Genomic DNA, 23,850 nt, shown 5'->3' with positions numbered 1-23,850 from the left:
GATCTCATTGCCCGGCGCCGACGACGGCGCCCGGAGACCCAACCGGCGTGCGGCGGGCGGCGACTACGTCCAGAACGTACTGGAGGGCTAGGCAGCCCAAGCCCCATGCGGCCAGGGTCAGCACTGCTCCGGTGAGATGCGTGTCGTGGAAATAGGCGGCGCCCCGCAGACCCCGTACCGCCGCCGCCGGAGGCATGAACGAAGCCAGTGGGGAGAGCCACGCGGGCAGAAAAGTCGCCGGCAGGATTCCCCCGGAGGCGGCGTTGCCGAGGATCAGGAGCACGACCGAGGCCACCGGCATGCCGAGCGGCCCGAACAAGCGCAGCAGCAGCCCGGCAGCCGCGGCGCAAGCCCAGGCCAGCAAGCCCACCACGACGGCGACCACGGCGAACGATGCCGGCAGCGCGTTCAGGGCGGTGTGCGCGATCAGCGCGACCATCACGCCGGAGGCGGCGGAGAAGACCAGCATCGATACGACGCGAACGGACAGCCGCAGGCGCGGAGCGATCCCGTACGAGGACACCGCGAAGAGGAAGCCGGCAAGCACCACGCCGAAGGACGCGTAGAACACCGACAGCCCGCGCGAGTCCCCCGCTGCCAGGGGCAGCACATCCTTCACGGGAACGGGCTTCCCGACCGCAGTCGTCATCGCCGTGGCGAGGCCGGAAACCGTGGACGGCCCCTGCGCGCCGGCCACCAGAACACGCGTGCCTCGGCGGTCGGCGACCAGAGCTGCCGGGACCTCGTCGTGGGTGACGGCCTGGCGAGCGGCCTCGGCATCCGGGTAGCGGTAGAAGCTGTACCCATCGGGTGCCGCGTTGTTGAGGGCGAGTTCCGCGCGGGCGGCCACCTTGTCGGATGCGGCGATGCCCAAGGGCTGATGACGCACTGACGGCGCGTGGAACGCCGCGAGATAGATGGCGACGAACGCGGTGCCGATCGCCAGCGCGGTGACCACAGGTACGAGCATCGCCTTGCGGGCGCCGGCGGCCGCGGCGAGCACCGGAGCGGGAATGCCGCGCTCGGAGTCGACCAGCGCGTGCCTGGCGCGTCGCGGGTGATCGACTACGGGGTTCGCACCGGGATCGTGAGGGGTGACCCGGGACGGTGCGCCGGGAGGGAACGTGGTGCCGTGGTGCATGGGGTGAGGGACTTTCCGGTGTCAACGGGGCCGGGGCCCCTTCGGTGGTGTGCTCCCGCCGAGGCTGCGGGCAGGGCAGGGGCGCGTTCGTCACCCCTTCGTGGTCGACCCGTCCCTAGAACATGCCGCCGTCGACCTGCAGAGTGCGGCCGGTCATGTAAGCCGCGTCGTCGGAGGCGAGGAACGCGTATCCGGCGGCGATCTCCGCGGGTTCCGCGAGCCGTCGCAGCGCGACCGCGACGCCGAGCCACTCGGACAGGTCCTGCTTTCCGGCCAGGTCGGGGTGCTGGTAACCGGCCCCGTACTCGGCCGCCATGTCGGTGGCAGTGCCACCCGGAGCGATGGCGTTGATGGTGATGCCCTTCTGCCCGAGCTCGGCGGACAGGTTCAGCACCATCGACTCCACCGCCGCCTTGCTGGCGGCATACAGGGTGTGGCCGAAGAACGCCTTGGAGGCACTGACCGAGGAGGTCAGCACGATCCGGCCGCCCTGGCGCATGTGGGCCACGGCGTGTTGCACGGCGAACAGCTGCCCGCGTGTGTTGACCGCGAAGACGCGATCGAAGTCGGCCGGCGTGATCTTCTCGAGAGCGTCGAAGTGCTCGATACCGGCGCAGGACGCGAGCACGTCCAGTCGGCCGAACTCGGCCACCGCCCGCTCGATCAGCGTCCCGGTCTGCGCCGGAACGGCGGCGTCCGCCTGAACGGCGATCGCCCGGCCGCCGTCGGCACCGAGCTCGGCGACTAGAGCGTCCGCTGCCTCCTTGTTACCTCGGTAGCCGATCGCCACCGCCGCACCTTCGGCGGCCAGCCGCCGCGCGACGGCCGCGCCGATCCCACGGCTGCCGCCGGTGACGACTGCCGCCTTGCCTTCGAAACGTGTCCTCTGCACGGATGACACCACTTCTCTTCTCTCGGGATACGTGGGGGACAGCGGGCGACGCATACGCAGTCCGAACCGAAGGCCGGCCGGGGCATCGGCGTACTCGAGGGGTGTCCTCGGGGCGCGTGCCTCCGGCGGCACATCCACCGACACCGTACACCAAGCGAAGGAAATCCTTCACTTATGCGGCGTGGGGGGTGCTGCTGACGTAATCTCGATGCGGCGGCCGGCAGCGATCAGGGCGGGTCGGCACAGTCGAGAAAGGACGGGCTCACGGTGACTTCCCGCACCGCCGGTGAGGGCAGCAGGCCGCAATTGAGGGCCGACGCGGCCCGCAACCGGGCACAGATCCTCGCCGCCGCCCGCACCGCCTTTCGCGAACTGGGCACCGCCGCACCGCTGGACGAGATCGCCCGCCGCGCCGGAGTGAACATCGCCACGCTCTACCGGCGCTTCCCCGACCGCGAAGCCCTGATCCAGCAGGTCGTGCTCGACGGGTTCGACCTGGTGCTCCAGGCCGCCCGCGACGCACTGGACGCCGCCCCGCAGGACCCCTTGGCCGCCATTGAGGGGTACCTGCTGCGCCTGGTCGAGAAGCGGGACATACTCGTGCTCCCCTTGATCGGCGGCCCTGTCGGCGCCACACCCGAAGCAATCGAGGTCCAGAGCCAGATCGGCCCCGTTCTCGAGGACCTACTGGCTCACGCCCGCACTCAGGGAGCCATCCGGCCCGACGTCACATCCGTGGACCTGATCACCACCGGAGCCCTGGCCTGCCGCCCCCTGCCATACCTCCCCGAGGAACAGGCCACCGCCCTCGCCACCCGCCACGTGCACATCTTCGTCGACGGCCTGCGCCCGGACGGCACCCGGCCGCTTCCAGCGTCCCCGACGCACGAAGAACTCAGCGTCCATCTCCACGCGGGGCCTCCGCAGAGCTGAGGTCCGACCGTCCCGGGCGGCCCCTTCCGCGGTCTGCTGAGCCGCGCGGACGAGGCTGCCCCTACCCTGCGGATCGCCGCCGTTTGGGAGGCGAGCCCCGCCTCGTCAACGGGCTCTCAGGGGCGGACACCCTGCCATTCCAAGGCGATGATCACGGCGGCGGCGTCGTAGGGCCGTTGCACGTCGGGGCCGGTGTACTTCTCGAACGAGTTCAGCCGGTTCAGCACGGTGTTGCGGTGGACCTGCAGCACCCGAGCCGTGTCGCCCAGGCTGTCCAGCATTGCCGTGAACGACTCGATGCTCGCCCGCCGCAAATCCTCCGCCGTGAGTTCGGAATCGGCCTAAGAAGGGTCCGCAGCCATGGTGCGTGCCAGGAACTGTTCCACCATCGTGCCCAAGCGACCGCGTGTCCGCTCGATGAGGTCGTCCCAGAGCTGTTTGTCCTGACCGGACCCGACGGCCTCGGCTCCATCCCGCCCGAACATCACGGCACCGAGGTCGCCGTCGTCGGCGCCGGCATGTCCGGCCTGGTGGCCGCGTACGAGCTGATGAAGCTGGGGCTGAAGCCGGTCGTGTACGAGTCAGCCCAGATCGGCGGCAGACTGCGCGGTGCCCGTCAGCCCGGCACCGACCACCCGGTGGCCGACCTCGGCGGCATGCGGTTCCCCCGGTCCGCCCGCGCGCTCTTCCACTACATCGACCTCCTCGGCCTCGGCACCAAGCCGTTCCCCAACCCCCTCACTTCGGCCTCCGACAGCACCGTGATCGAGATCGCCGGACGCAAGCACTACGCCGAGTCACCCGCCGACCTGCCGCGGATGTTCCACGAGGTGGCTGCGGCCTGGCAGGACTGCCTCGAGGAACGCGCCCACTTCAGTGTCATGCAGCAGGCGATCGCTGACCGCGACTACGCCACGATCAAGAAGCTCTGGAACGAGCTGGTGCCCCTCCTGGACGACATGTCCTTCTCGCACTACCTCGCCACGTCCAAGGCGTTCTCCGCCCTCCCCTTCGAGTACCGCGAGGCGTTCGGGCTCGTCGGCTTCGGCACGGGGGGCTGGGACACCAACTTCCCCGACTCAATGCTCGAGATCCTGCGGGTGGTCTACGTGGGCGCCGAGGACGACCAGCAGCGCATCCTCGGCGGCGCCCAGCGTCTTCCCCAACTCCTCTTGGCAGCACGCCCCCGAGCAGCTCGCGCACTGGCCCGCCGGGACCAGCCTCGCCTCTCTGCACGGCGGCTCGCCCCGCGGCGCGGTGCAGCGGATTCGGCGGGCGGACGGGCCACGGGCGGACGGACCGGGCAACGCGGTGAGGTGCTGGACGACGGCTTCGGGCCGCTCCTCGGCGAGGAAGTGCCCGGAACCGTCCACCTTGACGACCTCGGCGTCCAGCGCCGTGCGGGACAGCATGGTCCGCGCGGGCATCAGGCCCCTAGTTTGGTACCTCGACCAATGAACTCCGGAACACGCGCAGAGAACGGCCCGGACGGCCTTGGGGCGCGTGACGGCCGAGAGTGATCAGTCCCCGGCGAATGCGGCCCGCTCGGGCGCCTGCTCGGGTGCGATCAGAGTGCGGAACGCGGGGACGACGAGGCGCAGGATGTCCTCCACGTCCGCGGCGGCGAGGTCGGGCATACGCAGCAGGTAGCGCTGACTGGCGATCCCCATCAGCATCGCACTGACCAACGCGGCCCGCAGACGGGCATCGCCGGCCGTGACCGTGGCGGCGATCGGTCCGACGGACTCCGCGGTGATGTGCTCCCGCAGCAGCTCCTCGGCGTCCTCGCTGGTCATACTGGCCCGCAGCAGCACAGCCATGGGCGAGTGGGGATCCGCCGCCCAGGCGTCGAGCATGCCCCGAAGGTAGTTCTCCACCGTCTCGCCAGGATCGTCGGTGGTGAATTCGGCGATGGGAATGTGCCAGTGGACCGCCTCACGGAAGAGGGCGTCCTTGCTGCCGAAGTACTGGATGACCGACGACTTGTCGACATCGGCCTCGGCCGCGATGGCCCGGATGGTGGCCCGCTCGTAACCGACCTCGGCGAACTTCCGGCGAGCCGCCTCGAGAATGCGCAGACGGGTGCGCTCACCCTTGCGTACGCAGTTCACCTCACCCTCGGGAGGCTGCTTCCTCGGCCGGCCCCGACCGGAGGGCCTCGACTGCGGCGCTTCTTCCGTCACCTCGGCGGCAGCCACGCTCCGCCTCCTCTCCTCGCTCACCTCGATGCTACAAGCGGCATATCCCGTGGTCCGGGGCGACGCCGCCGCAAAAGTAGACAACTGTTGACTTTTTGTCCAGCCGTACATACACTTCACACCGCCGCTGCGACAACGAAGACTCCGTCCAGGTTCAGAGTGGGGCGGTTCCCATGCGATCGCCTTCGTCGTCGCCATCATGACGATGAAGAACATTCCGCAGGTCAAGGCGGTCGTGAAGCCGATCGTCGACTACCCGGGGATCGCCTTCGTCGCGATCGGTGCGAGCGCCCTGATCCTGGCGACGAGTTGGGGCGGCAGCGAGTACGCGTGGTCCTCCCCCGTCATCATCGGTCTGTTCGCGGGCGGACTGCTGTCGCTGGTGCTGTCGACCCCCACCTGGCTGGAGTCGGTGTTCATGCTGGTCCTCGGTGCCGGTCTCGGCCTGAGCATGCAGATCCTGACGATCGTCGTGCAGAACACCGTCGGGCGACGCGCCCTCGGGTATCCGATCCGGCGACGGACAGCACCGCCCCCACCGCACCAGAGCGATGCGGCGGGGCATCGGACCGTCCAGGCCGCACCGGGCACCCGACGGCGTGAGGAACCCTGCCCGCCTGCCACGGACCGCGCGCCGGGAGGCCGGGAGTGCCGTCGCCGAGCAGGACGCGAAAGCGGGGAACCAGCCGGGCATCCAACACCGTTCGGGATGTCCGCAGTGACCAGGTATGGGTCCAAGACTCACTCCTGCTCACTTAATTGGAACAGTTGCTCATGAGCACCCCCAACGACGGCTGGTGCTCGCCGAGTTCTCTCCTGTAGAACTTAAATGTCAATAACAGAACCGAAATGTATTGCCGACCAAGAATCATCGGGAATCGACGGGCCAAGAAGCGCCAACGGGAGGAACGATAAAGTTCTGCCATGAGGAACTCTGAAGAGACGGAGCAGGCCCCGCAGTACCCCATCGAGACGGTCGACAAGGCCCTGCGCCTGCTGCTGTTGTTCCGCGACCGAAGCCAGTTGCGGCTCACCGACGCATACGAGGAACTCGGCATCGGCAAGTCCCGGGCGCACCGGCTGCTGGCGATGCTCGTATACCACCGCTTCGTCGTGCAGGACCCCGAGACCAGGGTCTATCGCCCGGGCCCGGCCCTGATGGAGATCGGACTGGCCGCCGCGACCCGGATGGACATCCGCGCCCTGGCCCGCCCGGTCCTCGAGGAGCTCGCTTCCGTCACGGGCGAGACCGTCCACCTCGGCACTCTCGAGGGGAGCGAGGTGCGTTTCCTCGACTGCGTGGAGAGCGAACTCGCGCTGCGCGTGGCCGGGCGGGTCGGGCGGGTGCTGCCGGCCTACGCGACCAGCCTGGGCAAGGTGATGCTCGCGCAGCTGCCGACCGATGCCGTGCTGCGCCTGTATCCGAGCGAGTCGCTCGCTCCGGTCACCCCGCACACGATCCGGCGACGCTCGGAGCTGCTCGCGGAACTGGACCGGGTCCGCGAACGGGGATACGCCGTCAACGACGACGAGAGCGAGGAGGGCGTCAGCTCGGTGGGTGTGGCGGTGCCCCAAGGCGGCAACCACCCGCCGGCCGCCCTCAGCGTCGCCGCCCCCACGGCGCGGCTCGGAGAACAGCAGGTCGTGCGGGCGGCCCAGCTGATGCGGGACATGGCCGCCAGAATCCAGTGACCGGGCCCGCTTGGTGGCGTTCTGCATGTCAGAACGGTCTGGCTGTCGGTCGACGCGCCTTCTATCCTCCGTTCAGCAGACCTGAGGTCTGACCAGCAGACCAAGTGAGACCAGGCTTCGCTTCGCGAGCCCTGACCCGCACTGCCGCCACACGGCACAGAAGGAGACCCATGACAGACGACGTGCGAGCTCTCGTCGCCACCGCTTCCCAAGTCCTGGCCGCCGACGGGCACGGCGACCTCGTCTGGGGCCACGCCTCGGCCCGGGACCCGCAGGGCAGGGGTGCATGGATCAAGGCCGCCGGATGGGGGCTGGAGGAGGTGACGCCGGAGCGGGTTCACCTGGTGGACGAGTCCGGCGAGGTCGTGGAGGGTAACGGGCCCCGCCACAGCGAATACCCGATCCACACCGAGATTCTGGCCGCCCGCCCGGACGTCGGCGGAGTGGTCCACGTCCACTCCCCGCACGCCGTCGCCCTTGCCGCCACGGGCCAGCCGTTGCGCCCGGTGAGCCATGCCGCGAACTTCTTCGTGCCGCCGCAGGTCCCGGCGTACACCGGAACGGCCGACCTCATCATGACCCCGGAACTCGGCAAGGAGGTCGCCGCCACCCTCAGGGACGCCAAGGCCGTGTTCCTCGTCAACCACGGCATCGTCACCGTCGGCCCGGACCTGGAGACCGCCACCGTGACGGCCGTCCTGCTGGAACAGGCCTGCCGGCAGCAGTTGCTGACCCACGGCTTCGGCGGCTGGCCGGTGTGGTCCGACCCGGCCGAGTCCCACTCCAAGCGCGGGCACATCTACTCCGAGGGCGCCCTCCGCCAGGTCTGGGACTACCTGGTCCGGGGCCTCGACCGCTGAGCACGCCACAGGTCGTTCCCGGTCGTCCTCACCAGTCAGCCGTGCTGGCCGGGGCGTGGTCTCCCAGGTCGGGAGAAGCGAATCCAACGGTTCGGCAACGCCCCGCGGCACCCTCCGGGACCGGCCGGGCCCACCCGCCGCGGGGGTCGGGCTGCCCATGGGCTGGTGGCGCTGCGCTGCGGGATAATGCCGAGTATGCGTGTACGTGAACACGCAGTATGGGCCTGTCTGTGCGTGCTGACTCCCGCGGACTGCGGCAGTCGGGCGGCGCCTGTCCCAAGCCATGATGATCTCTACGGGGTGAAGTGCTCGAAGATCTCGACGAGAGCGAGCTGAGCGGCCATGGAGCGGCGCGTCCCCGCCCGTCAGGGGAATCCGCCTCCCGATGACAACGACCTGGTCGGCGAGGCACTGACCGCACGCGCCCTCATCGACGAGCACGGCATCGTCACGCAGTGGAACGAAGGCGCCGAGCGTCTTCTGGGGTACTCGTCGGCGCAGATCCTGGGCAGATCAGCGTCCACCCTGCTCGCCGAGGCACCTCCGAAGGAGGAGGTGCCGCCGCTCGACAGAGTGCCGCGGTGGCACGGCGAACTCGCCCTCAGACACCGGGACGGCCACCGTGTGGACAAGAGAGTGGTCGCACATCGCAGAACGACAGAGACGGGCAGCAGTGAGTGGCTTGTGGTCTGCGCGCTGACCGAGCCGCTCCCGCAGGCCGAGGCCGAGGCCCTGGTGAGCTGGAGCTTCGCACAATCCCCCTGTTGCGGCATGGCTCTGTACGACAGCAACTGCCGCTTGCGGGTGGCCAACGAAACCATGCAACAAGCCCACGCCCTCACGGAGGACTACCTCCGCGGGCTGCGCCTGTCAGAGATCATGGACAACGAGACGGGTGAGCTGGGCGAACAGGACATGAAGCGAGTCCTGATGGCGGGTGAGCCGAACTACCGCGAGTACTTCCTGCGCACCGCCGGCATGACACGCGAGAGCGCCCGGGCGGTCTTCCAGGCACCGCTACGAGATGCAGACGGCCGCATCCGCGGTGTCTGTCTCTCCGCGCACGACATCACCGAGCAGCACTGGGCCCGCAAACGACTCCAGCTGATCGCCGAGGCCGGCAAGCGCATCGGCAGCACCCTCGACGTGACACAGACAGCGCAGGAGCTGGCGGACATCGCGGTCCCGGAACTCGCCGACTTCATCAGCGTCGATCTGCTGGCGCCCCTCGACAACATGTACGAGCCGTTCCCGAGAGCGCCTGCGGCGAGCGGCCCGCTCACACTGCGGCGCATTGCCCATCAGTCCGTGCGGCCAGGCATTCCCGAGGCGGTCGTCGCTCCGGGCGGAGTGGACGTGTACCCGGAAGGCTCCCCGCCGGCGAAGACCGTCCGGTCGGGACGGGCCACCCTGTACCGGATGACCGATCCCGGAACCGTCGAGTGGATCGCCCTGGACCCGCTGCGCTCCGCCCGGGTCCGCGACTTCGGCATCCACTCGATGATGACGGTGCCCCTGTCCGCTCGCGGAACGACCCTGGGCGTCGCCGTCTTCGTACGCCACCGGCACCCCGACCCGTTCCAGCAGGACGACCTGGTACTGGCCGAGGAACTCACGGCGAGGGCGGCCGTCTGTATCGACAATGCCCAGCGCTACACGCGTCAGCGCGACACAGCTGTCACCCTGCAGCGCAGCCTGCTGCCGCAGAGGTTGCCCGCGCAGGCCGCTGTGGACGTCGCGTCCCGTTATCTGCCGGCCGGTGGCCATGCCGGGGTGGGCGGGGACTGGTTCGACGCGATCCCGCTGTCCGGGGCGAGGGTGGCGTTGGTCGTCGGCGATGTCGTGGGCCACGGCATCCACGCCTCGGCGACGATGGGGCGCCTGCGCACCGCCGTACGGACCCTGGCCGACATCGACCTGCCGCCCGACGAACTGCTCACTCACCTCGACGATCTGGTGGGCCGCCTGTCCACCGAGGTGGACGAAGCGGGCGCAGAACGGCTTGCAGGTGGTGCGGAAACAACGGGAGACGTCGGAGCGACGTGCCTGTATGCGGTGTACGACCCTGTCTCACGTCATTGCTCGCTCGCCCGCGCCGGGCATCCGCTGCCGATCGTCGCGACTCCCGATGGCAGGGCGGAACTGCTCGACATTCCGGCAGGACCCCCGCTGGGCCTGGGCGGGCTGCCCTTCGAGGCCGCCGAGGTCGCTCTACCGGCAGGCAGTCTCCTCGCCCTCTACACCGACGGCCTGATCGAATCGCGTGACATCGACATCGATGACGGCGTCTCCAGGCTGCGCCAAGTCCTGAGCCGTCCGGCACCCTCACTGGACGCCGCGTGCGACGCGGTTCTCGCAGCCATGCTGCCCGAGCGGCCGACCGACGACGTGGCCCTGCTCATCGCGCGTACCCATGCGCTGGACGCCTCACAGGTCAACACCTGGGAGGTGGAACCCGACCCTGCCGCCGTCGCCGAGCTCCGCAAGGGAGCCGTCCGCCAAGTGGATGCGTGGGGCCTGACCGACGCCGTCTTCGTCACGGAGCTGATCGTCAGTGAGCTGGTCACCAACGCCATCCGGTACGCGCAACCGCCCATCCGACTACGTCTCATCCATGACAGAAGCCTGATCTGTGAGGTCTCGGACGCCAGTAGCACGGCGCCTCACATGCGTCGCTCCCGCACGTACGACGAGGGCGGCCGCGGACTGCTCCTGGTCGCGCAGCTCAGCGAACGCTGGGGGACACGCCAGACCGCAAGGGGCAAAACGATATGGGCGGAACAGAGCCTCCGGTCAGAGCCGGTCGGCGGCCCAGGGCAACTGGCCCCGGCCCCTTCGTAGTCGGCTGGGAAGATGAGCTGGCGCCCTTTGACCAGCGTGGATCACCGGCCTTGCTCCTCCATCTCGGCAGAGATCTTTTCTGCCGCCACGGCCAGAGCCGACACGATCTCCTTCACCCGGCCCGCTGAGTACCGCACGCTGGGCATGGACACCGACACGGCCGCCACCGTGTCCCCGCCGGAGTCGATGACGCCGCGTCCGACGGCCACGACTCCGCGTTCGGAGCGCTCCAGGTTGACAGCCACACCGCTGCGTCGGACGGCGCGCAGATCGTTGCGCAGCTTCGTGAGGTTCGGGCGCTCTTCGGAGGTGTCGGTGGGGGCGGGCGCATAGAGGGCGTCGAGTTCCTCGTCGGTGAGGGCCGCCAGCGTGATCAGGCCGCCGGTCACCTGGTGTGCTGGGAAGACCATGCCTTCGCGGTTTCCGACCCGCAGCGCTTGGGCGCACTCGACCGAGGCGATGAACCGTACGGTCCGGCCGGTGCGGATGCTGAGGTTCGCGGTCTCGCCGAGGGTGTCGACGACGGTGCGCAGCGGGCCGAGGGCGGCGGCGCGGATGGCCGAGATGTTCGAGTGCGCCTTGTCGGCGATCTCCAGGACCGGGCCGACACCGTAGCTGCGGTCATGGTTCTGCACAGCGAAATCGCGGTACACGAGGGTGGAAAGCAGACGGTGGGCGCTCGAGCGGGCGACGCCGATTCGGCGAGCTGCGTCGGAGACCGTGAGAGAGCCCTCTATCTGGAGTATTACCGCCAGTTGCAGCGCGTGATCCACGCTTGTCACGCCGTATGCCGGCGGGCTCTTCATCGACTTGGCCACGGCAATCCCTCTCTCTGGTGTTCTGATGGTCAGAATCTACTATCCCAAATCAGAACTCCCGAGTCACCGTTGTCGTATGAGTGAAGAAGACGATGACGTGGTCTCCCCTGTCTCCCTGACCGCCGAAGACCGGCCGGATCAGCCCCCGGTGACTCCGGAGCTGGAGGACCTTTACCGGGGCTTTGAGAAGGCCCTGCTGGTGCCGCTGTGGACCCGTATCGGCGACCTGATGCCCGAGCAACCGAGGTCCAAGGCACAGCCGCACAGGTGGGAGTGGAAGACGCTGCTCGAGCTGGCCGGCCGCTCCGGTGACCTCGTGCCGGTCGGTCGTGGCGGGGAGCGGCGGGCGATAGCGCTGGCCAATCCGAGCCTGGGTGGCAGGCCGTACGCGACTCCGACCCTGTGGGCCGCCATCCAGTATCTGATGCCCGGTGAGGACGCGCCCGAGCACCGCCACTCCCAGATCGCCTTCCGGTTCGTGGTGGAAGGCGAAGGCGTGTGGACGGTCGTGGAGCGCGACCCGGTGCCCATGCGCCGCGGCGACTTCCTGCCGCAGGCCGGTATGAACTGGCACGCCCACCACAACTCGGCCGACCAGCCCATGGCGTGGATCGACGGGCTCGACATTCCCTTCCAGTACGACGTCGAGGCGCAGTTCTTCGACTTCGGCCGGGACGAGCTGTCCGAGGAGGAGCACGCGACGCCCGACCGGTCGCGCTCGGAGCGGCTGTGGGGCCACCCGGGGCTGGTGCCGGTCTCGCAGTTCGGGCGCAGGGAAAGCACTCCGCTGCTGTGCTACCGCTGGGCGGACACCGACGCCGCCCTGACCGACCAGCTCTTGTTGGAGCGCCAGGGCCACCCCGGCACCGTCGGGCCCGGCCACGCGCTGGTGCGCTACACCAATCCCACCACCGCTGCCGATGTCCTGCCGACCATCCGCGCCCAGTTCCACCGTCTGGTCCGCGGTGCGCAGACCGCGCCGCGCCGGGAGACGGGTTCGTCGGTCTACCAGGTGTTCGACGGCTCCGGCCGGGTGACCGTGGGCGACTTCTCCTGGTCGGTGCAGCGCGGAGACCTCTTCGTCGTCCCGTCCTGGCAGCCCCTGTCGATCCGGTCCGAGGCGTCGCCGTCCGACTCCGACTCCGGCGCGCTCGATCTGTTCCAGTTCAGCGACGCCCCTCTCTTCACCAAGCTCAACCTGTTCCGCACCCACATCGAGGAGAACGCGTGAAGCTCGCCACCATCCGTCTCGGAGACCTCGGTGACCGCACCACCGCGGTCCGCGTCGAGGGCGACACCCTCGTCGATCTGGGACTGCCGGACGTGGGTGCCGTGCTGGCATCGGCTGGCGGTCTCGAAGCCGCGGCGGCGGTCGACGGTCAGCGGTATGCGGGCGCGGACGCCGAGTTGGCCCCGCTCCTGCCCCGCCCCAGCAAGGTGGTCTGCGTCGGCCTGAACTACCAGAAGCACATCAAGGAGATGGGCCGCGACCTGCCGGAATACCCCACTCTCTTCTGCAAGTTCGCGGACACCCTCGTCGGCGCCCTCGACGACGTGCGGCGTCCGGTCGAGACCGAGCAGTTCGACTGGGAGGCCGAGCTCGCCGTGGTCGTCGGCCGCCGGGTCCGGCGCGCCGACGAGGCCGAGGCCGAGGCCGCCATCGCGGGGTTCTCGGTCCTCAACGACGTCACCTGCCGCGACTGGCAGTTCCGCACCCGCGAGTGGCTGCAGGGCAAGAACTGGGACTCCACCACCCCGCTCGGCCCGTTCCTGGTCACCACCGACGAGGTCGGCGGCCCGCGCCCCGCGCTCGACATCCGCTGCGAGGTCAACGGGCAGGTCATGCAGCAGGACAACACCGGCGACCTGCTCTTCGACCCGGTCCACCTGGTCCGCTACGTCTCCACGGTGATCCGGCTCAACCCCGGCGACATCATCGCCACCGGCACCCCCGGCGGTGTCGGCCACGCTCGCAAGCCGCAGGTGTTCCTGCAGGAGGGCGACACGATCGTCACCGAGATCGAGGGCCTGGGCCGCCTCGAGAACCGTGTCGTCTCCGAGGGAGCGCGATGAGGACCCTTCAGACGACGCTGGCCTGGGTTGCCGAGGGCACCGACCTGTGCCGCAAGGCCGTCGCCGACCTCGACGAGGCGGCGTACGACGCTCCCTCGTTGCTCCCCGGATGGACCCGCAAGCACGTCGTGGCCCACGTGGCCGCCAACGCCCGGGCCCTCAGGAACCTCATGCACTGGGCACGCACCGGTGAGCCCACCCCGATGTACAGCTCGCCGGAGCAGCGCCTGGCGGACATCGAGTCGGGCACGCTGATGCCCGTCGACTGGCTCAACGCCTGGCTCGAGGACTCGGCGCAGCAACTGGCCACCGCTATGGCCGAGCTGACCGAAGAGCAGTGGCGCGCGGAGGTACTGACCGCCCAGGGGCGGACCGTGCCGGCGAGCGAGGTCCCGTGGATGCGCACCAGGGAGGTCATGGTGCACGCCGTCGACCTCGACACCGGCATCCGATTCGCGGACCTGCCCGAGAGGTTCCTCGCCGAACTCCGCCACGACATCGTCGGCAGGCGCGGCAGCGACACCGCCCCCACCGTCCAGGGCAGCGACGCCGACATCACCGCCTACCTGGCGGGCCGCCCCTACACGGGTGTCACGACCGGGGACGGTTCCCCGGCCGAACCCCTGACTCCGTGGCTGTGACCAGGAGAGAGACATGAACACCACAGACACCCACCGCCCCGACGTCCTCGTCATCGGCGGCGGAATCGGCGGGCTCTCGACCGCGCTGGCTCTCACCCGACAGGGTCTGCGAGTCCGCCTCTACGAGCAGGCCCCCGAGTTCGGCGAGGTCGGGGCAGGTCTGCAGATCGCACCGAACTGCACCCGGATCCTGCACGAGTACGGGCTCCTGGACGAAGCCGTCCAACTCGGTGTGCTGCCCGAGCACATGATCATGAAGGACGCTCTCGACGCGAGCGAGCTGACCCGGGTGGACCTCAAGGACATGGAACGCCGCTACGGCTTCCCGTACATGGTCATCCACCGCAGCGACCTGCACGGCGTCCTGCTGCGCGGCTGCGAGAAGGCGGGCGTGGAACTCGTGACCGGCGCACGCTGCGAGGCCTACGAGAACATCGAGGGCGGTGCACGGGTCACCTTCGGCGACGGCAAGAGCGACGAGGCCGAGGTGGTCATCGCCGCAGACGGGCTCCACTCGGTCGCACGCAAGCTCATCGTCGACGACGAGCCCGTCAACTCGGCATACGTCGCCTACCGCGGAGCGGTCCCCTTCGAGCAGGTGCGCGCCAACGAGGTGCACGAGAAGGACGTCGTGCTGTACGTCGGACCGCGCTGCCACTTCGTCCAGTACCCGCTGCGCGGTGGCCAGATGTTCAACCAGGTAGCGGTGTTCCAGTCGCCGAAGGCACTGGCCGGCCAGGACGACTGGGGCACCCCGGACGAACTCGACCGCGCCTTCGAGGGAACGTGCGACCAGGTCCAGAAGGGCCTGCCGTTGATGTGGCGCGACCGCTGGTGGCGGATGTTCGACCGCGAGCCGATCATGACGTGGGTCACGGGACGCATCGCCCTGCTCGGCGACTCGGCCCACCCTCCGCTGCAGTACATGGCCCAGGGAGCCGTCATGGCCATCGAGGACGGCTGGGTCCTGGCCCAGCACGTGGGCAAGCAACTCGCGAAACGGTCCGAGAACGGGTCCGGTGTCGACTGGGAGGCGGCGCTCGCCGCCTACGAGGCCGTACGTCCCGAGCACTGCCGCCGGGTGGTCCTCACCGCACGCTCATGGGGCGAGCTGTGGCACCACGTCGGGGTCAAGCGGGAGCAGCGCAACGGGGTGATGCGCTCCCGCAACACGTACGACTACTCCTTCATGGACTGGATCTACGGTCCCACGGCGCTGGCCCCCGACCAGGAGCCGGAGATGTATCCGACCATCCCGCTGGACTCCGTCGAGGTCTGAGCAACCTGACTCACATGATTCGTGCGCCGCGGCCGACAGGTGCCGCGGCGCACGAATCTGCTTGAGCTGCAGCAACCGCCCGTCAGCCCAGCTCCGCGACAATGTCGGCCACCTCGCGCGGCATGGACAGAAACGGTGAGTGGGAGGTCTGGAGGGCCACCACAGAGGTCGGGTTGGCGGGAAAGGCGGTGTCCGCGTCGTCTATGAACTTCCGTTGCAGAGCCGGAAGGATCGCGCGGTCCTGTGCGCGGGTGATGTACGTGCGGGGCACCGAGCCCCAACCGTCACGGGTGAGGGTGGTGGCACCGAGCGCGATGCCGACCGGAGCGTCAGTCGCGAGCAGACCGAGGGCCACGTCGGCGACGGCCGTGTCGAAGGCCGGTCCCATCACGGAGCCCGCGTTCTCGGGCAGGCGCAGGTAGGCGGCGGCCGGCATGCCCGAGGCAGGCATGAAAGCGGTCAGGTACACCGCGTGCGCCACAAGTTCCGGCGCGAGTTGGGCCGCCCGCGTCAGTACCGTGCCGCCCATGCTGTGGGCCACCACGGTGACCGGGCCGCCACGGCCGACCTTCTCGATCAGGGACACGAGCAGCTCACCCGCCCGGTCCAGGTCCACGTCGACCGCCGGAGACACCTCGGTGGCCGGCTCCTCAGGAGAGAAGGGGCGCTCGGTGAGACACGTGGGCCGACGGGCCGGTAACCCATGGCCCGCCATGTCCACCGCGACGGCTGGGCGGCCGGCGCCGGTCACATACGTGAGGACCGTGAGGACCTCGCTCCAACGCCAGGAACCGTGCCAGTAACCGTGCAGGAAAAGCAGCGGTGTGGAACCTACGGACATGAGCACCCCTCTTCTGAGCTGATACCGCCGGCTGGTACCGCCACATCGCTCGGCACCGGCCGGGGCAGACGCCGCGGCCGGTGCCGGTGACTGGGCAATGGATCTGTCCCGGTCAGCTGGGACGCTGCTCGTTCAGCTGCTCGTTCAGCTGCGCGGCGACCAGTCGTGCGGTGTCCGTGACGCCGTCGCGTATCTGCTGCACGAGCTGGTCGTCGACGCGCGCCCGCGGAGCGCAGACCGACACTGCGGCCAGAGCACGACCGTCCTCGGTGAGCACCGGCGCGGCGACAGTGATCACGTCTTCGTCCTCCACGGTCACCGCTCCGGAGTCGATGTCGGTCCTCTGGAGGACCTCGACGTCCGGTGCGCCCGCCTGACGGAGATCGCCGGGCCGTCGGACGATGCGCAACGGCCGACGGCTCTCGGCCGCTTCGACCACCTTCGCGGAGCCGCCCTCCTGTGCGGGCTCGGTGAGCCACACGCTCTCGTCCAGGCTGTCGCGCAGCCGCTCGAGGTGGGGGCGGGCCGCTTCTCGCAGGGTCAGCGGCGGACGGACCTTGGCCGTGGGCGCGTCCTGCGCGGGCCGGCTGGTCAGCTGCCGCCGTCGCACCGACAGGGCGACCGCCACGAGCAGGGCGATGCCGTTGAACAGGTCGGGCAGCCAAAAGGGGGCGCCGGCCAGTTGCAGGCCCTTCACTCCGGTGGCCAGCGCGTAGACGGCGATGAGGGTGCCGAGGACGTTGAAGCGGCCCTGCCGGATCTGGGTGGATCCGAGGAACGCGGCCGCGAAGGCCGGGAGCAGGTAGGGCGGTCCGATCGTCGGCGAACCGGTGGCGATGCGCGAGGTCACGCCGATGCCGGCGATCGTGGCGATCAGCGCGGTGCAGACGATCGTGCCGAAGATGACGCGGTTGGTGCGTACGCCCGCCAGTCGCGCGGCTTCGGCGTTGCTGCCGGTGGCGTACATGTACCGGCCGATGGGGCGGTGTTCGAGTACGAACCAGATGACGACGGCGAGGACGAGGGCGATCCAGAACGCCCCCTGGATGCCGAGGACTTCGAACGTCGCCCAACGCTGGAAGGACTGCGGCAGCCCGATGATCAGCTGGTTGTTGGAGACAGCGGAAATGAAGGCGGCGAGTATCGAGCCGATGCCGAGCGTGGCGATGAAGGAGTGGACACGGAAGACGACCACCATCGTGGCGGTGACGCATCCGGCGAACGCGCCGGCCGCGAGCGTCACCAGGGCCGCGGGCACCGGTGCCATCCCCAGGCCGGCCATGAGTTTCGCGACGAGGATCGCGGTGGCTCCGAGTACGGCGCCGACGGACAGGTCGAAGACGCCGGACGAGAGCGCGACGACCACGGCGAGCGCGAGGATCACGGTGACCGCCTGCTCGCCGGCCATGGACTGCCAGGTCGTCGCGGTCAGGAACTTGTCGGGGACCCAGAGGGTGAACAGGGCGAAGATCGCCGCCCACACGTACACGAGGCTGATGTTGGCGAACGACAGCGGCGAGGCGGCCAGCCGGTCGCGCAGACTCGTGCGGCCGGGCGTCGCGGGAGACGCGGGAGGTGTGGGAGGTGCGGCGGTGTCGTCGGCGAGGGCGGTGCTCATACGGACTCCAGCTTGCGGGGTGGGTCGAGGGTTTCGGCGAGGATGCGTTCGGTGGTCAGGCCGCGGCCTGAGAGTTCGGCGACGACGCGGCCGCCGCGCATGACCAGCACCCGGTTGCAGAGACCGGGCAGGTCCTCGGTCTCCGCCGTGCAGACGAGCAGCGCCAGCCCTTGGGCGGCAGCGCTGCGCAGTACGTCGTGGATCCGCTCCTTCGCGCCGACGTCGACGCCCTGAGTGGGCTCGTCCACGATCAGCGCGCGCGGTCCGACGCGCAGCCATCGCGCGAGCACCGCCTTCTGCTGGTTGCCGCCGCTCAGGGTGCCGATGGGCCTCTGCGGGTCGGCGGGCCGCAGTTCGAGCCGTTCGCTCAGCGCCAGGACCTCGTCGTGTTCGCGTCGGCGCTGGATGCGCAGCCTCGCCATGAGGGGCCGCAGCCTTGGCAGGGTGACGTTCTCCGCCACCGTGTGTTCGAGGATGGCTCCGAGGCGGGGGCGGTCGGCGGGTACGAGGACCACGCCGGCGTCGATCGCCGAGCGCGGGGTGCGCCGGCGTAGCGGTTCACCGTCGACGATCACCTCGCCGTCGGTGCCCGGCACGGCGCCCACGATCGCGGCGGCGAGGTCTTCGCGTCCGGACCCCGCCAGGCCGGCGACGCCGACGATCTCACCGGCACGCAGGCCGACCGAGAAGTCCTCGATCGTCCGGCCGCGCATGGAGCGGATTTCGAGCACGGTCCGTGCTTCGGGTGACGGGGCCGGCGTCTGCCGGGTCTCGTGGGACAGGCCGTGGCCGAGCATCAGCTCAATCAGCCCGTCGTGGTCGAGCTCCGCCACTTCGGCAGTCGTCACCAGACGACCGTCACGCAGCACGGTGACCCGGTCGGCGACGCTGAACACCTCGTCGAGGCGGTGTGATACGTACAGCACCGCACCGCCGCGCAGGGTGACGCGCCGGATCGCTTCGAACAGGCGGTCCACCTCGGGCGCCGGAAGCGCGGCCGTCGGTTCGTCGAGTACGAGCACCGCCGAGTCGGCGAGCCCGTCCAGTGCACGGGCGATCGCGATCAGGGATCGCTCGACGGGGCGCAGTTGCTCCAGCGGCCGGTCCAGGGGCACGTCGGCGCCCAGCTGACTGAGGACGCCGGCCGCCCGCTCACGCTCGGCCCGCCGGTCGATCCGCCCGCCACGCATCCGGAAGCCGCGGCCCAGCGCGAGGTTGTCGATCGCATCCAGTGCACCGACGAGCGCGAGATCCTGGTGTACGAAGGCGATCGGACGCTCGCCGCGTTCATGGTCACGGAACTCGACGGTGCCGCCCGGATCCGGCTGGTGGAAGCCGGCGAGGATCTTGATCAGGGTCGACTTGCCCGAGCCGTTCTGGCCCACGAGCGCGTGCACCTCGCCGGGGCGGATGCCGAGGTCCACGCCGGCCAGCGCCACCTGCCCCGGAAACGTCTTGCCCAGGCCCCTGATCGTCAGCAGGGGCGCGACCGCAGCGGCCGTCGCGCTCACTTGAGGCCCCAGATCTTGTGGAACTGCTCCTTGAAGTCGGGGATCGGGTGGAAGAACTCGGTCTTGGGATCGAAGGTGACGTCCTTGCCGGTGATCAGGTAGTGCATCTGCAGGTCGCTGAGGTCGGGTGCCTTCTGACCGGTCACCAGACGGGCCGCCGCGTCGACCGCGTAGTACGCGTTCAGGGCGAGGTCGACGTCGGCCGCCGCCTCCTGGGCACCCGACTTCAGGTCGGCGTAGCTGTTCGCCGAGGGGGCCTGCACGATGATCTTGACGTGGTCGGACAGCCCGGCGGCCTTCAACGCCTCCGGCACACCCAGGGACTGATAACCGGCCATGAACACAACCGTGTTGATCGAGGGGTCCTGCTGCAGCGCGGAGACGACCTTCGTCGGGATCTGAGTACCGACATCGGTCTGCACGGTGTCGATCGTCTTGAACGAGCAGCCCGCACAGTCGTTCTTCACGGTCTCCTGGAGGCCGGCCTTCATGCCCCTGCTCAGGGTGAACAGCGACATGTTGACGAACAGGACGTGGGCCTTCCCGCCACGCTGCTTGATCGCGTAGGCCGCCTCCGCGGCGCCCACGTCGTGCCAGGCCTTGCTGGAGAGGAAGAACGCGTCGAACGTCGACGGCTTGTCCGCCGTCGAGAAGTCGACGGTCACGATGCCCTTGGCCTTCATCTGGGCCAACTGCGGTTTGATCAGCGAGGAATCGAGCCCGGCCATCAGGACGGCTGCCGGCCGCTCGTCGATGGCCTGCTGCGCCGCCGCCTGGAAGCTCTCCGGGGTCGCGCCCGCCTGGATCGGCTCGTAGCGCATACCCAGCGCCTTCGCCGCCTCGCCCATGCTCCGGCCCAGGTTCTTACAGGGATCGGCCGTGCACTCCAGGAAGGTCAGGACCTTTCCTTTCGGCAGCTTCTTCAGCGGCTCGGTGAGCGCGATCGACTTGGGCCGGGTCAGGAACGGCTTCAGCAGGCTGTCCGCCTTGGCCGTCTCCGCCGACGTGGCGCCGCCGGACGTCTGCGCGGAGTCGGTGGAGCTCCCGCCGCAGCCCGCGGTGAGGGCGGCCAGCGCCAGGGCTGCCGCGACCGCGCCCGCGCGGACGAGCCGCCTTCTCGGTCTGACGACCTTCGGTTCTGCCATGTCTGTCTCCTGAGTGAGGTAGGTATTGGGTGATTGCGGGTCCGTCAGCTCGTCGCCACGCGAAGGGCGTCGTAGCGTTCGCTGGAGATGCGGAAGACGTCCTTGCTGCCCGTCTCGTGCCAGACGTTCATGCGCAGTCGGCTCATCGACCAGCCGGACTCCGTGCGGCGCATCGTGATGTCGTACGAGCCGCGCAGTGTGTACATGTGCTCTGTTCCGTCCGGCGCCTCGACCACGTGCCAGGCGTACATGTACGCCGTGACCTCGGCGCTGTCGCCGTCGATCGTGATCACGTGGTTGGGGCTGATGTGCTGTGTGGCGCGGAAACCGCCCATGCGCTGGGGCGCGGCTCCGACGAAGTCGTCGGAGGCGACCGTCTCCCGCGGGTCCCCGAACAGCTCCGAGAAGTCGAGGTCGAGGGTCTCGGCCAAGGTCGCGCGCATCGCTGGCCAGTCCTGCGCGTCGAGTGCGTTGAAGTAGCGGGTGATGGTCTCGGAGATCTCGGTGCGGTCCACGAGCCACTGCAGCTTGTCTTCGGACATGGTGGTGCTCCTGTTTCGTACGCAGGCGTCCTCGCGGGCCCGCGGTGATTGAGGCCGCTCTTTTTGTGCGCACCGAAGTGCTCGCATGGCGGCTTACGCGTTCTCGTCAGCCACGGCTGCTGATCGGGGTGGCGCCCCTGCTGTGCGGCTCTGCGGGGGGGGAGGGGGTCAGAAGAGCACTACGGGCTTGATGGCCACGCCGGTGTGCATGTCGTGCGCCGCGGTGTTGAGGTCTTCCAGCTTGTAGTGCCGGATGAGCCGGTCCAGCGGCAGCCTGCCCTGCTGGTGCAGTGCGGCCAGGCGCGGCAGCAGGGTCTCCGGCTCGCCGTCGCCCAGCGTCACGCCGAGAATGCGCTTGCCCGTCAGCAGGCCGTGGATCTCCAGCGACACCTCGGTTCCCGACGCCGCCACACCGACCACCGCGCACGCGCCGCCCACGGCGAGCGAGTCGACGGCGGTACGGAGGACGGCGGGATGGCCGGTGGTGTCCACGACGTTGTCGACGCCGCGGCCTCCGGTGATCTCCGCCAGCGCGGTCGCGAGGTCGACCTCGTTGGTGTTGACGGTGTGTCGGGCGCCGAGGCTGCGCGCCAGCTCCAGCCGCTCCGGTACCCGGTCGACGGCGATGATGTCGCCGAGCGGGAGCAGGCTCGCGGCCATGATCGAGGACAGGCCGACCGCGCCGGTGCCGAACACCGCCAGGCTCGCGCCGGGCCGGGGGGCGAGTACGTTCCAGACGGCGCCGACTCCGGTCTGCACCCCGCAGCCGAGCGGGGCGAGCATCGAGAGGTCGGCCTCGGCGTCCACCTTCACCACGCTGCGCTCGTCGGCGAGAGCCGTCCGGGAGAAGGAGGACTGGCCGAAGAAGTGACCGCCGATCGGCACGCCTTCGCGCTGGACGGTGGAACTGCCGTCGGCCCGCGTTCCGCTGACCACGTTGCTCGGCACCCAGGTGTCGCACAGCGCCGGATGGCCGTTGCGGCAGCCGGTGCAGTGCCCGCAGGAGGTGAAGCTGAGCAGCACCTTGTCGCCGGGCTTGACCTTGGTGACCGACGATCCGACCTGCTCGACGATTCCGGCGCCCTCGTGGCCGAGGATGCCGGGCAGTTTGAACGGGATCTTGCCGGCCTGTGCGCCCAGGTCGCTGTGGCACAGGCCCGTGGCGACCATCCGGACGAGGACCTCGTCCTCCCGGGGTTCGTCGAGGACGACCTCGGTGAGGGTGAACGGTGCCCCCGGCTCTTCGACCACGGCGGCGGTGGTGACAGTGCTCATGATGTGCCTTCCTTTCCGTGACTCCGTGGCCGATGCTCAGAGGGCGACGACGACCGACTTGGTCTGCAGGTACTCGTCGAGTCCCTCGGGACCGTTCTCGCGGCCGTACCCCGACTGCTTGTAGCCGCCGATCGGCATGGAGAGGTCCATCGCGGCCCAGGTGTTGACCCATACCGTCCCCGCCTGCAGAGCAGCGGCGACCCGGTGCACGCGGGAGACGTCGCGGGTCTGGAGCCCGGCGGCGAGACCGTACGGGGTGCCGTTGGCGAGCCGGACGGCCTCTTCCTCGGTGTCGAACGGCTGGACCGTCAGCACCGGCCCGAAGATCTCCTCCTGTACGTAGGCCGAGTGCTGGTCGACGTCCGCGAGCACCGTCGGAGCGACGTAGAAACCGGGTCCGTCCGGGTGGTCGCCGCCGATGACGCGGACGCCGTCCTGCCGGGCACGGTCCACGTAGGACAGGACCTTCGCCCGGTGGTTCGGCCCGGCCATGGGCCCGATCACGGTGTCTTCAGCGAACGGGTCGCCGATCTTCACGTGCGCGAGTGCGGCGGCCACGCCCTTCAGCACGTCCTCGTACACCGGCCGCTCGACGAGCAGCCGGGTGCCCGCCATGCAGAACTGGCCGGTGTTGAAGGTGAAGGCCTTGACCACCGTGGTGACGGCGGCCGGGAGGTCGGCGTCGGCGAAGACGATGTTCGCGCTCTTGCCGCCCAGTTCGACGGTCACCTTGGTCATGGTGTCGGCGCCGTCGCGGATGACCTGCTTGCCGGCGGCGGTCGAGCCGGTGAACGCCACCTTGCCCACGCGGGGATCGCGCACCAGTGCCCGGCCGGCCGCCACGTCCCCGGTGACGACGTTGAACACGCCGTCCGGCACGCCGGCGTCCTGCAGCACCTCGGCCAGCCGCAGCGCGGTCAGCGGGGTCTCCACGGCCGGCTTGTGCACGACCGTGTTGCCGGCGGCCAGAGCCGGGGCGATCTTCTTGCAGGACAGGACCAGCGGGAAGTTGAACGGCGTGATCGCGGCAACGACGCCGATCGGCTCGCGGCGGGTGTAGGCCAGCGTGGGCGCGGCCGTGGTCCGCGTGGCGCCTTCGATTCCAGCGGCGAGGCTGCCGTAGTACTCGAAGGTGTCGATCGTCATCGGTACGTCGACGCGGCGGGTGAAGGTGAGGGGCTTGCCTACGTCGTACGACTCGAGTTCCGCGAACTCCTCCGCCCGCCGGCGCAGCAGGTCGGCGGTGCGCAGCAGGATCCGGCCGCGCTCGCGCGGGCTCAAGCGGGGCCAGGGCCCTTCCTCGAAGGCCCGGTGGGCCGCGGCGGCCGCGCGCTCGGCGTCGGACTCGTCCGCCTCGGCGACCGTCGTGGCGACCTGGCCGGTCGCCGGGTCCAGCAGTTCCCGGGTGACGCCCGCCGTCGCCGGTACCCACTGACCGTCAATGAACAGGCTGCCCGGTGCTACGTCGACTCGGGGCTGCGCCTGCTGCATCGTCACCATGAAGACCTCCTCGTCCTGGTGTGGCGCAGAGCGTCACCCGGAGAGGCGGT

21 protein-coding genes and 2 pseudogenes are annotated in these 23,850 nt (G+C 69.5%); 10 read left to right on the top strand and 13 right to left on the bottom strand.

The genetic code is table 11. From position 1 onward, the window contains the following. Nucleotides 1-4 precede the first annotated feature (4 nt). Together ACWD4J_RS32000 and ACWD4J_RS31995 are read right to left on the bottom strand one after the other, a co-directional pair. On the bottom strand, nt 5-958 hold the full coding sequence (locus tag ACWD4J_RS32000) for an ABC transporter permease (protein ID WP_451398961.1): 954 nt from the start codon (nt 956-958) through the stop codon (nt 5-7). 298 nt (nt 959-1,256) lie between these two features. Next, nucleotides 1,257-2,033, bottom strand: a complete 777-nt coding sequence (locus ACWD4J_RS31995; protein ID WP_451398960.1) for an SDR family NAD(P)-dependent oxidoreductase — start codon at nt 2,031-2,033, stop codon at nt 1,257-1,259. Between the two features lie 267 nt (nt 2,034-2,300). Between ACWD4J_RS31995 and ACWD4J_RS31990 the strand changes: the two genes are divergently transcribed. After that, nucleotides 2,301-2,966 carry a TetR/AcrR family transcriptional regulator gene (locus ACWD4J_RS31990; protein WP_451398959.1) on the top strand — a complete coding sequence of 222 codons (666 nt, stop codon included), beginning with the start codon at nt 2,301-2,303 and terminating at the stop codon, nt 2,964-2,966. 116 nt (nt 2,967-3,082) lie between these two features. Here the strand turns inward: ACWD4J_RS31990 and ACWD4J_RS31985 are convergent, their stop codons facing one another. Then, on the bottom strand, nt 3,083-3,247 hold the full coding sequence (locus tag ACWD4J_RS31985; RefSeq protein WP_451398958.1) for a helix-turn-helix domain-containing protein: 165 nt from the start codon (nt 3,245-3,247) through the stop codon (nt 3,083-3,085). A 237-nt stretch (nt 3,248-3,484) separates the two neighbouring features. Between ACWD4J_RS31985 and ACWD4J_RS31980 the strand changes: the two genes are divergently transcribed. Further along, a complete protein-coding gene (locus ACWD4J_RS31980) occupies nt 3,485-4,486 on the top strand; it encodes a flavin monoamine oxidase family protein (protein ID WP_451398957.1) in 1,002 nt (333 codons plus the stop codon). On the opposite strand, the gene ACWD4J_RS31975 is transcribed toward ACWD4J_RS31980, so the two are convergent. Next, on the bottom strand, nt 4,487-5,164 hold the full coding sequence (locus tag ACWD4J_RS31975; RefSeq protein ID WP_451398956.1) for a TetR/AcrR family transcriptional regulator: 678 nt from the start codon (nt 5,162-5,164) through the stop codon (nt 4,487-4,489). It abuts the gene before it with no gap. A gap of 178 nt (nt 5,165-5,342) precedes the next feature. On the opposite strand from ACWD4J_RS31975, the pseudogene ACWD4J_RS31970 reads away from it, so the two are divergent. The 4 genes and pseudogenes from ACWD4J_RS31970 to ACWD4J_RS31955 form a co-directional block, all read left to right on the top strand. Beyond that, nucleotides 5,343-5,923 (top strand): annotated as a pseudogene (locus tag ACWD4J_RS31970) (hypothetical protein); the annotation flags it as partial. A gap of 165 nt (nt 5,924-6,088) precedes the next feature. Then, nucleotides 6,089-6,856: an IclR family transcriptional regulator gene (locus tag ACWD4J_RS31965; protein WP_451398955.1), complete on the top strand. Its 768-nt coding sequence runs from the start codon at nt 6,089-6,091 to the stop codon at nt 6,854-6,856. A gap of 170 nt (nt 6,857-7,026) precedes the next feature. Next, nucleotides 7,027-7,716 carry a class II aldolase/adducin family protein gene (locus ACWD4J_RS31960; RefSeq protein ID WP_451398954.1) on the top strand — a complete coding sequence of 230 codons (690 nt, stop codon included), beginning with the start codon at nt 7,027-7,029 and terminating at the stop codon, nt 7,714-7,716. 342 nt (nt 7,717-8,058) lie between these two features. Further along, on the top strand, nt 8,059-10,557 hold the full coding sequence (locus tag ACWD4J_RS31955) for a SpoIIE family protein phosphatase (RefSeq protein ID WP_451398953.1): 2,499 nt from the start codon (nt 8,059-8,061) through the stop codon (nt 10,555-10,557). Between the two features lie 41 nt (nt 10,558-10,598). On the opposite strand, the gene ACWD4J_RS31950 is transcribed toward ACWD4J_RS31955, so the two are convergent. Together ACWD4J_RS31950 and ACWD4J_RS31945 are read right to left on the bottom strand one after the other, a co-directional pair. Then, nucleotides 10,599-11,192 (bottom strand): IclR family transcriptional regulator, encoded by a 594-nt coding sequence (locus ACWD4J_RS31950; RefSeq protein ID WP_451399001.1) that lies wholly within the window; start codon nt 11,190-11,192, stop codon nt 10,599-10,601. Between the two features lie 3 nt (nt 11,193-11,195). Then, nucleotides 11,196-11,363, bottom strand: a pseudogene (locus ACWD4J_RS31945) (helix-turn-helix domain-containing protein); the annotation flags it as partial. A gap of 88 nt (nt 11,364-11,451) precedes the next feature. Here ACWD4J_RS31945 and ACWD4J_RS31940 point away from each other — a divergent pair. From ACWD4J_RS31940 to ACWD4J_RS31925, 4 genes are read left to right on the top strand one after another with little or no spacing between them, the layout of a single operon-like run. Continuing rightward, nucleotides 11,452-12,606 carry a cupin domain-containing protein gene (locus ACWD4J_RS31940; protein ID WP_451398952.1) on the top strand — a complete coding sequence of 385 codons (1,155 nt, stop codon included), beginning with the start codon at nt 11,452-11,454 and terminating at the stop codon, nt 12,604-12,606. Next, nucleotides 12,603-13,448: a fumarylacetoacetate hydrolase family protein gene (locus tag ACWD4J_RS31935; protein ID WP_451398951.1), complete on the top strand. Its 846-nt coding sequence runs from the start codon at nt 12,603-12,605 to the stop codon at nt 13,446-13,448. The genes ACWD4J_RS31940 and ACWD4J_RS31935 overlap by 4 nt, the downstream gene beginning before the upstream one ends. Continuing rightward, on the top strand, nt 13,445-14,089 hold the full coding sequence (locus ACWD4J_RS31930) for a maleylpyruvate isomerase family mycothiol-dependent enzyme (RefSeq protein ID WP_451398950.1): 645 nt from the start codon (nt 13,445-13,447) through the stop codon (nt 14,087-14,089). The genes ACWD4J_RS31935 and ACWD4J_RS31930 overlap by 4 nt, the downstream gene beginning before the upstream one ends. A gap of 13 nt (nt 14,090-14,102) precedes the next feature. Then, on the top strand, nt 14,103-15,368 hold the full coding sequence (locus ACWD4J_RS31925; RefSeq protein WP_451398949.1) for an FAD-dependent oxidoreductase: 1,266 nt from the start codon (nt 14,103-14,105) through the stop codon (nt 15,366-15,368). 82 nt (nt 15,369-15,450) lie between these two features. Here ACWD4J_RS31925 and ACWD4J_RS31920 read toward each other — a convergent pair whose 3' ends face one another. The 7 genes from ACWD4J_RS31920 to ACWD4J_RS31890 form a co-directional block, all read right to left on the bottom strand. Continuing rightward, entirely contained in the window at nt 15,451-16,209 is a 759-nt protein-coding gene (locus ACWD4J_RS31920) for an alpha/beta fold hydrolase (protein ID WP_451398948.1), read from the bottom strand. A gap of 112 nt (nt 16,210-16,321) precedes the next feature. Continuing rightward, entirely contained in the window at nt 16,322-17,827 is a 1,506-nt protein-coding gene (locus ACWD4J_RS31915) for an ABC transporter permease subunit (protein ID WP_451398947.1), read from the bottom strand. Then, the gene (locus ACWD4J_RS31910) at nt 17,824-19,338 is read right to left on the bottom strand and encodes a sugar ABC transporter ATP-binding protein (protein WP_451398946.1); all 1,515 of its coding nucleotides are present in this window, start codon (nt 19,336-19,338) and stop codon (nt 17,824-17,826) included. The genes ACWD4J_RS31915 and ACWD4J_RS31910 overlap by 4 nt, the downstream gene beginning before the upstream one ends. Next, nucleotides 19,335-20,483 (bottom strand): sugar ABC transporter substrate-binding protein, encoded by a 1,149-nt coding sequence (locus ACWD4J_RS31905; protein WP_451398945.1) that lies wholly within the window; start codon nt 20,481-20,483, stop codon nt 19,335-19,337. The genes ACWD4J_RS31910 and ACWD4J_RS31905 overlap by 4 nt, the downstream gene beginning before the upstream one ends. Before the next feature lie 44 nt (nt 20,484-20,527). Next, the gene (locus ACWD4J_RS31900; protein WP_451398944.1) at nt 20,528-21,025 is read right to left on the bottom strand and encodes a nuclear transport factor 2 family protein; all 498 of its coding nucleotides are present in this window, start codon (nt 21,023-21,025) and stop codon (nt 20,528-20,530) included. Nucleotides 21,026-21,193: 168 nt separating this feature from the next. After that, entirely contained in the window at nt 21,194-22,300 is a 1,107-nt protein-coding gene (locus tag ACWD4J_RS31895; protein ID WP_451398943.1) for an NAD(P)-dependent alcohol dehydrogenase, read from the bottom strand. 36 nt (nt 22,301-22,336) lie between these two features. Next, nucleotides 22,337-23,800 carry an aldehyde dehydrogenase family protein gene (locus ACWD4J_RS31890; RefSeq protein ID WP_451398942.1) on the bottom strand — a complete coding sequence of 488 codons (1,464 nt, stop codon included), beginning with the start codon at nt 23,798-23,800 and terminating at the stop codon, nt 22,337-22,339. Between the last annotated feature and the right edge of the window lie 50 nt (nt 23,801-23,850).

The organism is Streptomyces sp. NPDC002577, assembly GCF_053594815.1.
Note: the sequence above shows the minus strand (reverse complement) of the source record. Positions and strands in the feature narration are given on the sequence as shown.

Coding starts and splice junctions, on each gene's coding strand:
- ACWD4J_RS31985 (WP_451398958.1), bottom strand. CDS start 3,247: ATGCTGGACAGCCTGGGCGACACGGCTCGGGTGCTGCAGGTCCACCGC.
- ACWD4J_RS31980 (WP_451398957.1), top strand. CDS start 3,485: ATGTCCGGCCTGGTGGCCGCGTACGAGCTGATGAAGCTGGGGCTGAAG.
- ACWD4J_RS31965 (WP_451398955.1), top strand. CDS start 6,089: ATGAGGAACTCTGAAGAGACGGAGCAGGCCCCGCAGTACCCCATCGAG.
- ACWD4J_RS31960 (WP_451398954.1), top strand. CDS start 7,027: ATGACAGACGACGTGCGAGCTCTCGTCGCCACCGCTTCCCAAGTCCTG.
- ACWD4J_RS31955 (WP_451398953.1), top strand. CDS start 8,059: ATGGAGCGGCGCGTCCCCGCCCGTCAGGGGAATCCGCCTCCCGATGAC.
- ACWD4J_RS31940 (WP_451398952.1), top strand. CDS start 11,452: ATGAGTGAAGAAGACGATGACGTGGTCTCCCCTGTCTCCCTGACCGCC.
- ACWD4J_RS31930 (WP_451398950.1), top strand. CDS start 13,445: ATGAGGACCCTTCAGACGACGCTGGCCTGGGTTGCCGAGGGCACCGAC.
- ACWD4J_RS31925 (WP_451398949.1), top strand. CDS start 14,103: ATGAACACCACAGACACCCACCGCCCCGACGTCCTCGTCATCGGCGGC.
- ACWD4J_RS31920 (WP_451398948.1), bottom strand. CDS start 16,209: ATGTCCGTAGGTTCCACACCGCTGCTTTTCCTGCACGGTTACTGGCAC.
- ACWD4J_RS31915 (WP_451398947.1), bottom strand. CDS start 17,827: ATGAGCACCGCCCTCGCCGACGACACCGCCGCACCTCCCACACCTCCC.
- ACWD4J_RS31905 (WP_451398945.1), bottom strand. CDS start 20,483: ATGGCAGAACCGAAGGTCGTCAGACCGAGAAGGCGGCTCGTCCGCGCG.
- ACWD4J_RS31900 (WP_451398944.1), bottom strand. CDS start 21,025: ATGTCCGAAGACAAGCTGCAGTGGCTCGTGGACCGCACCGAGATCTCC.
- ACWD4J_RS31895 (WP_451398943.1), bottom strand. CDS start 22,300: ATGAGCACTGTCACCACCGCCGCCGTGGTCGAAGAGCCGGGGGCACCG.
- ACWD4J_RS31890 (WP_451398942.1), bottom strand. CDS start 23,800: ATGGTGACGATGCAGCAGGCGCAGCCCCGAGTCGACGTAGCACCGGGC.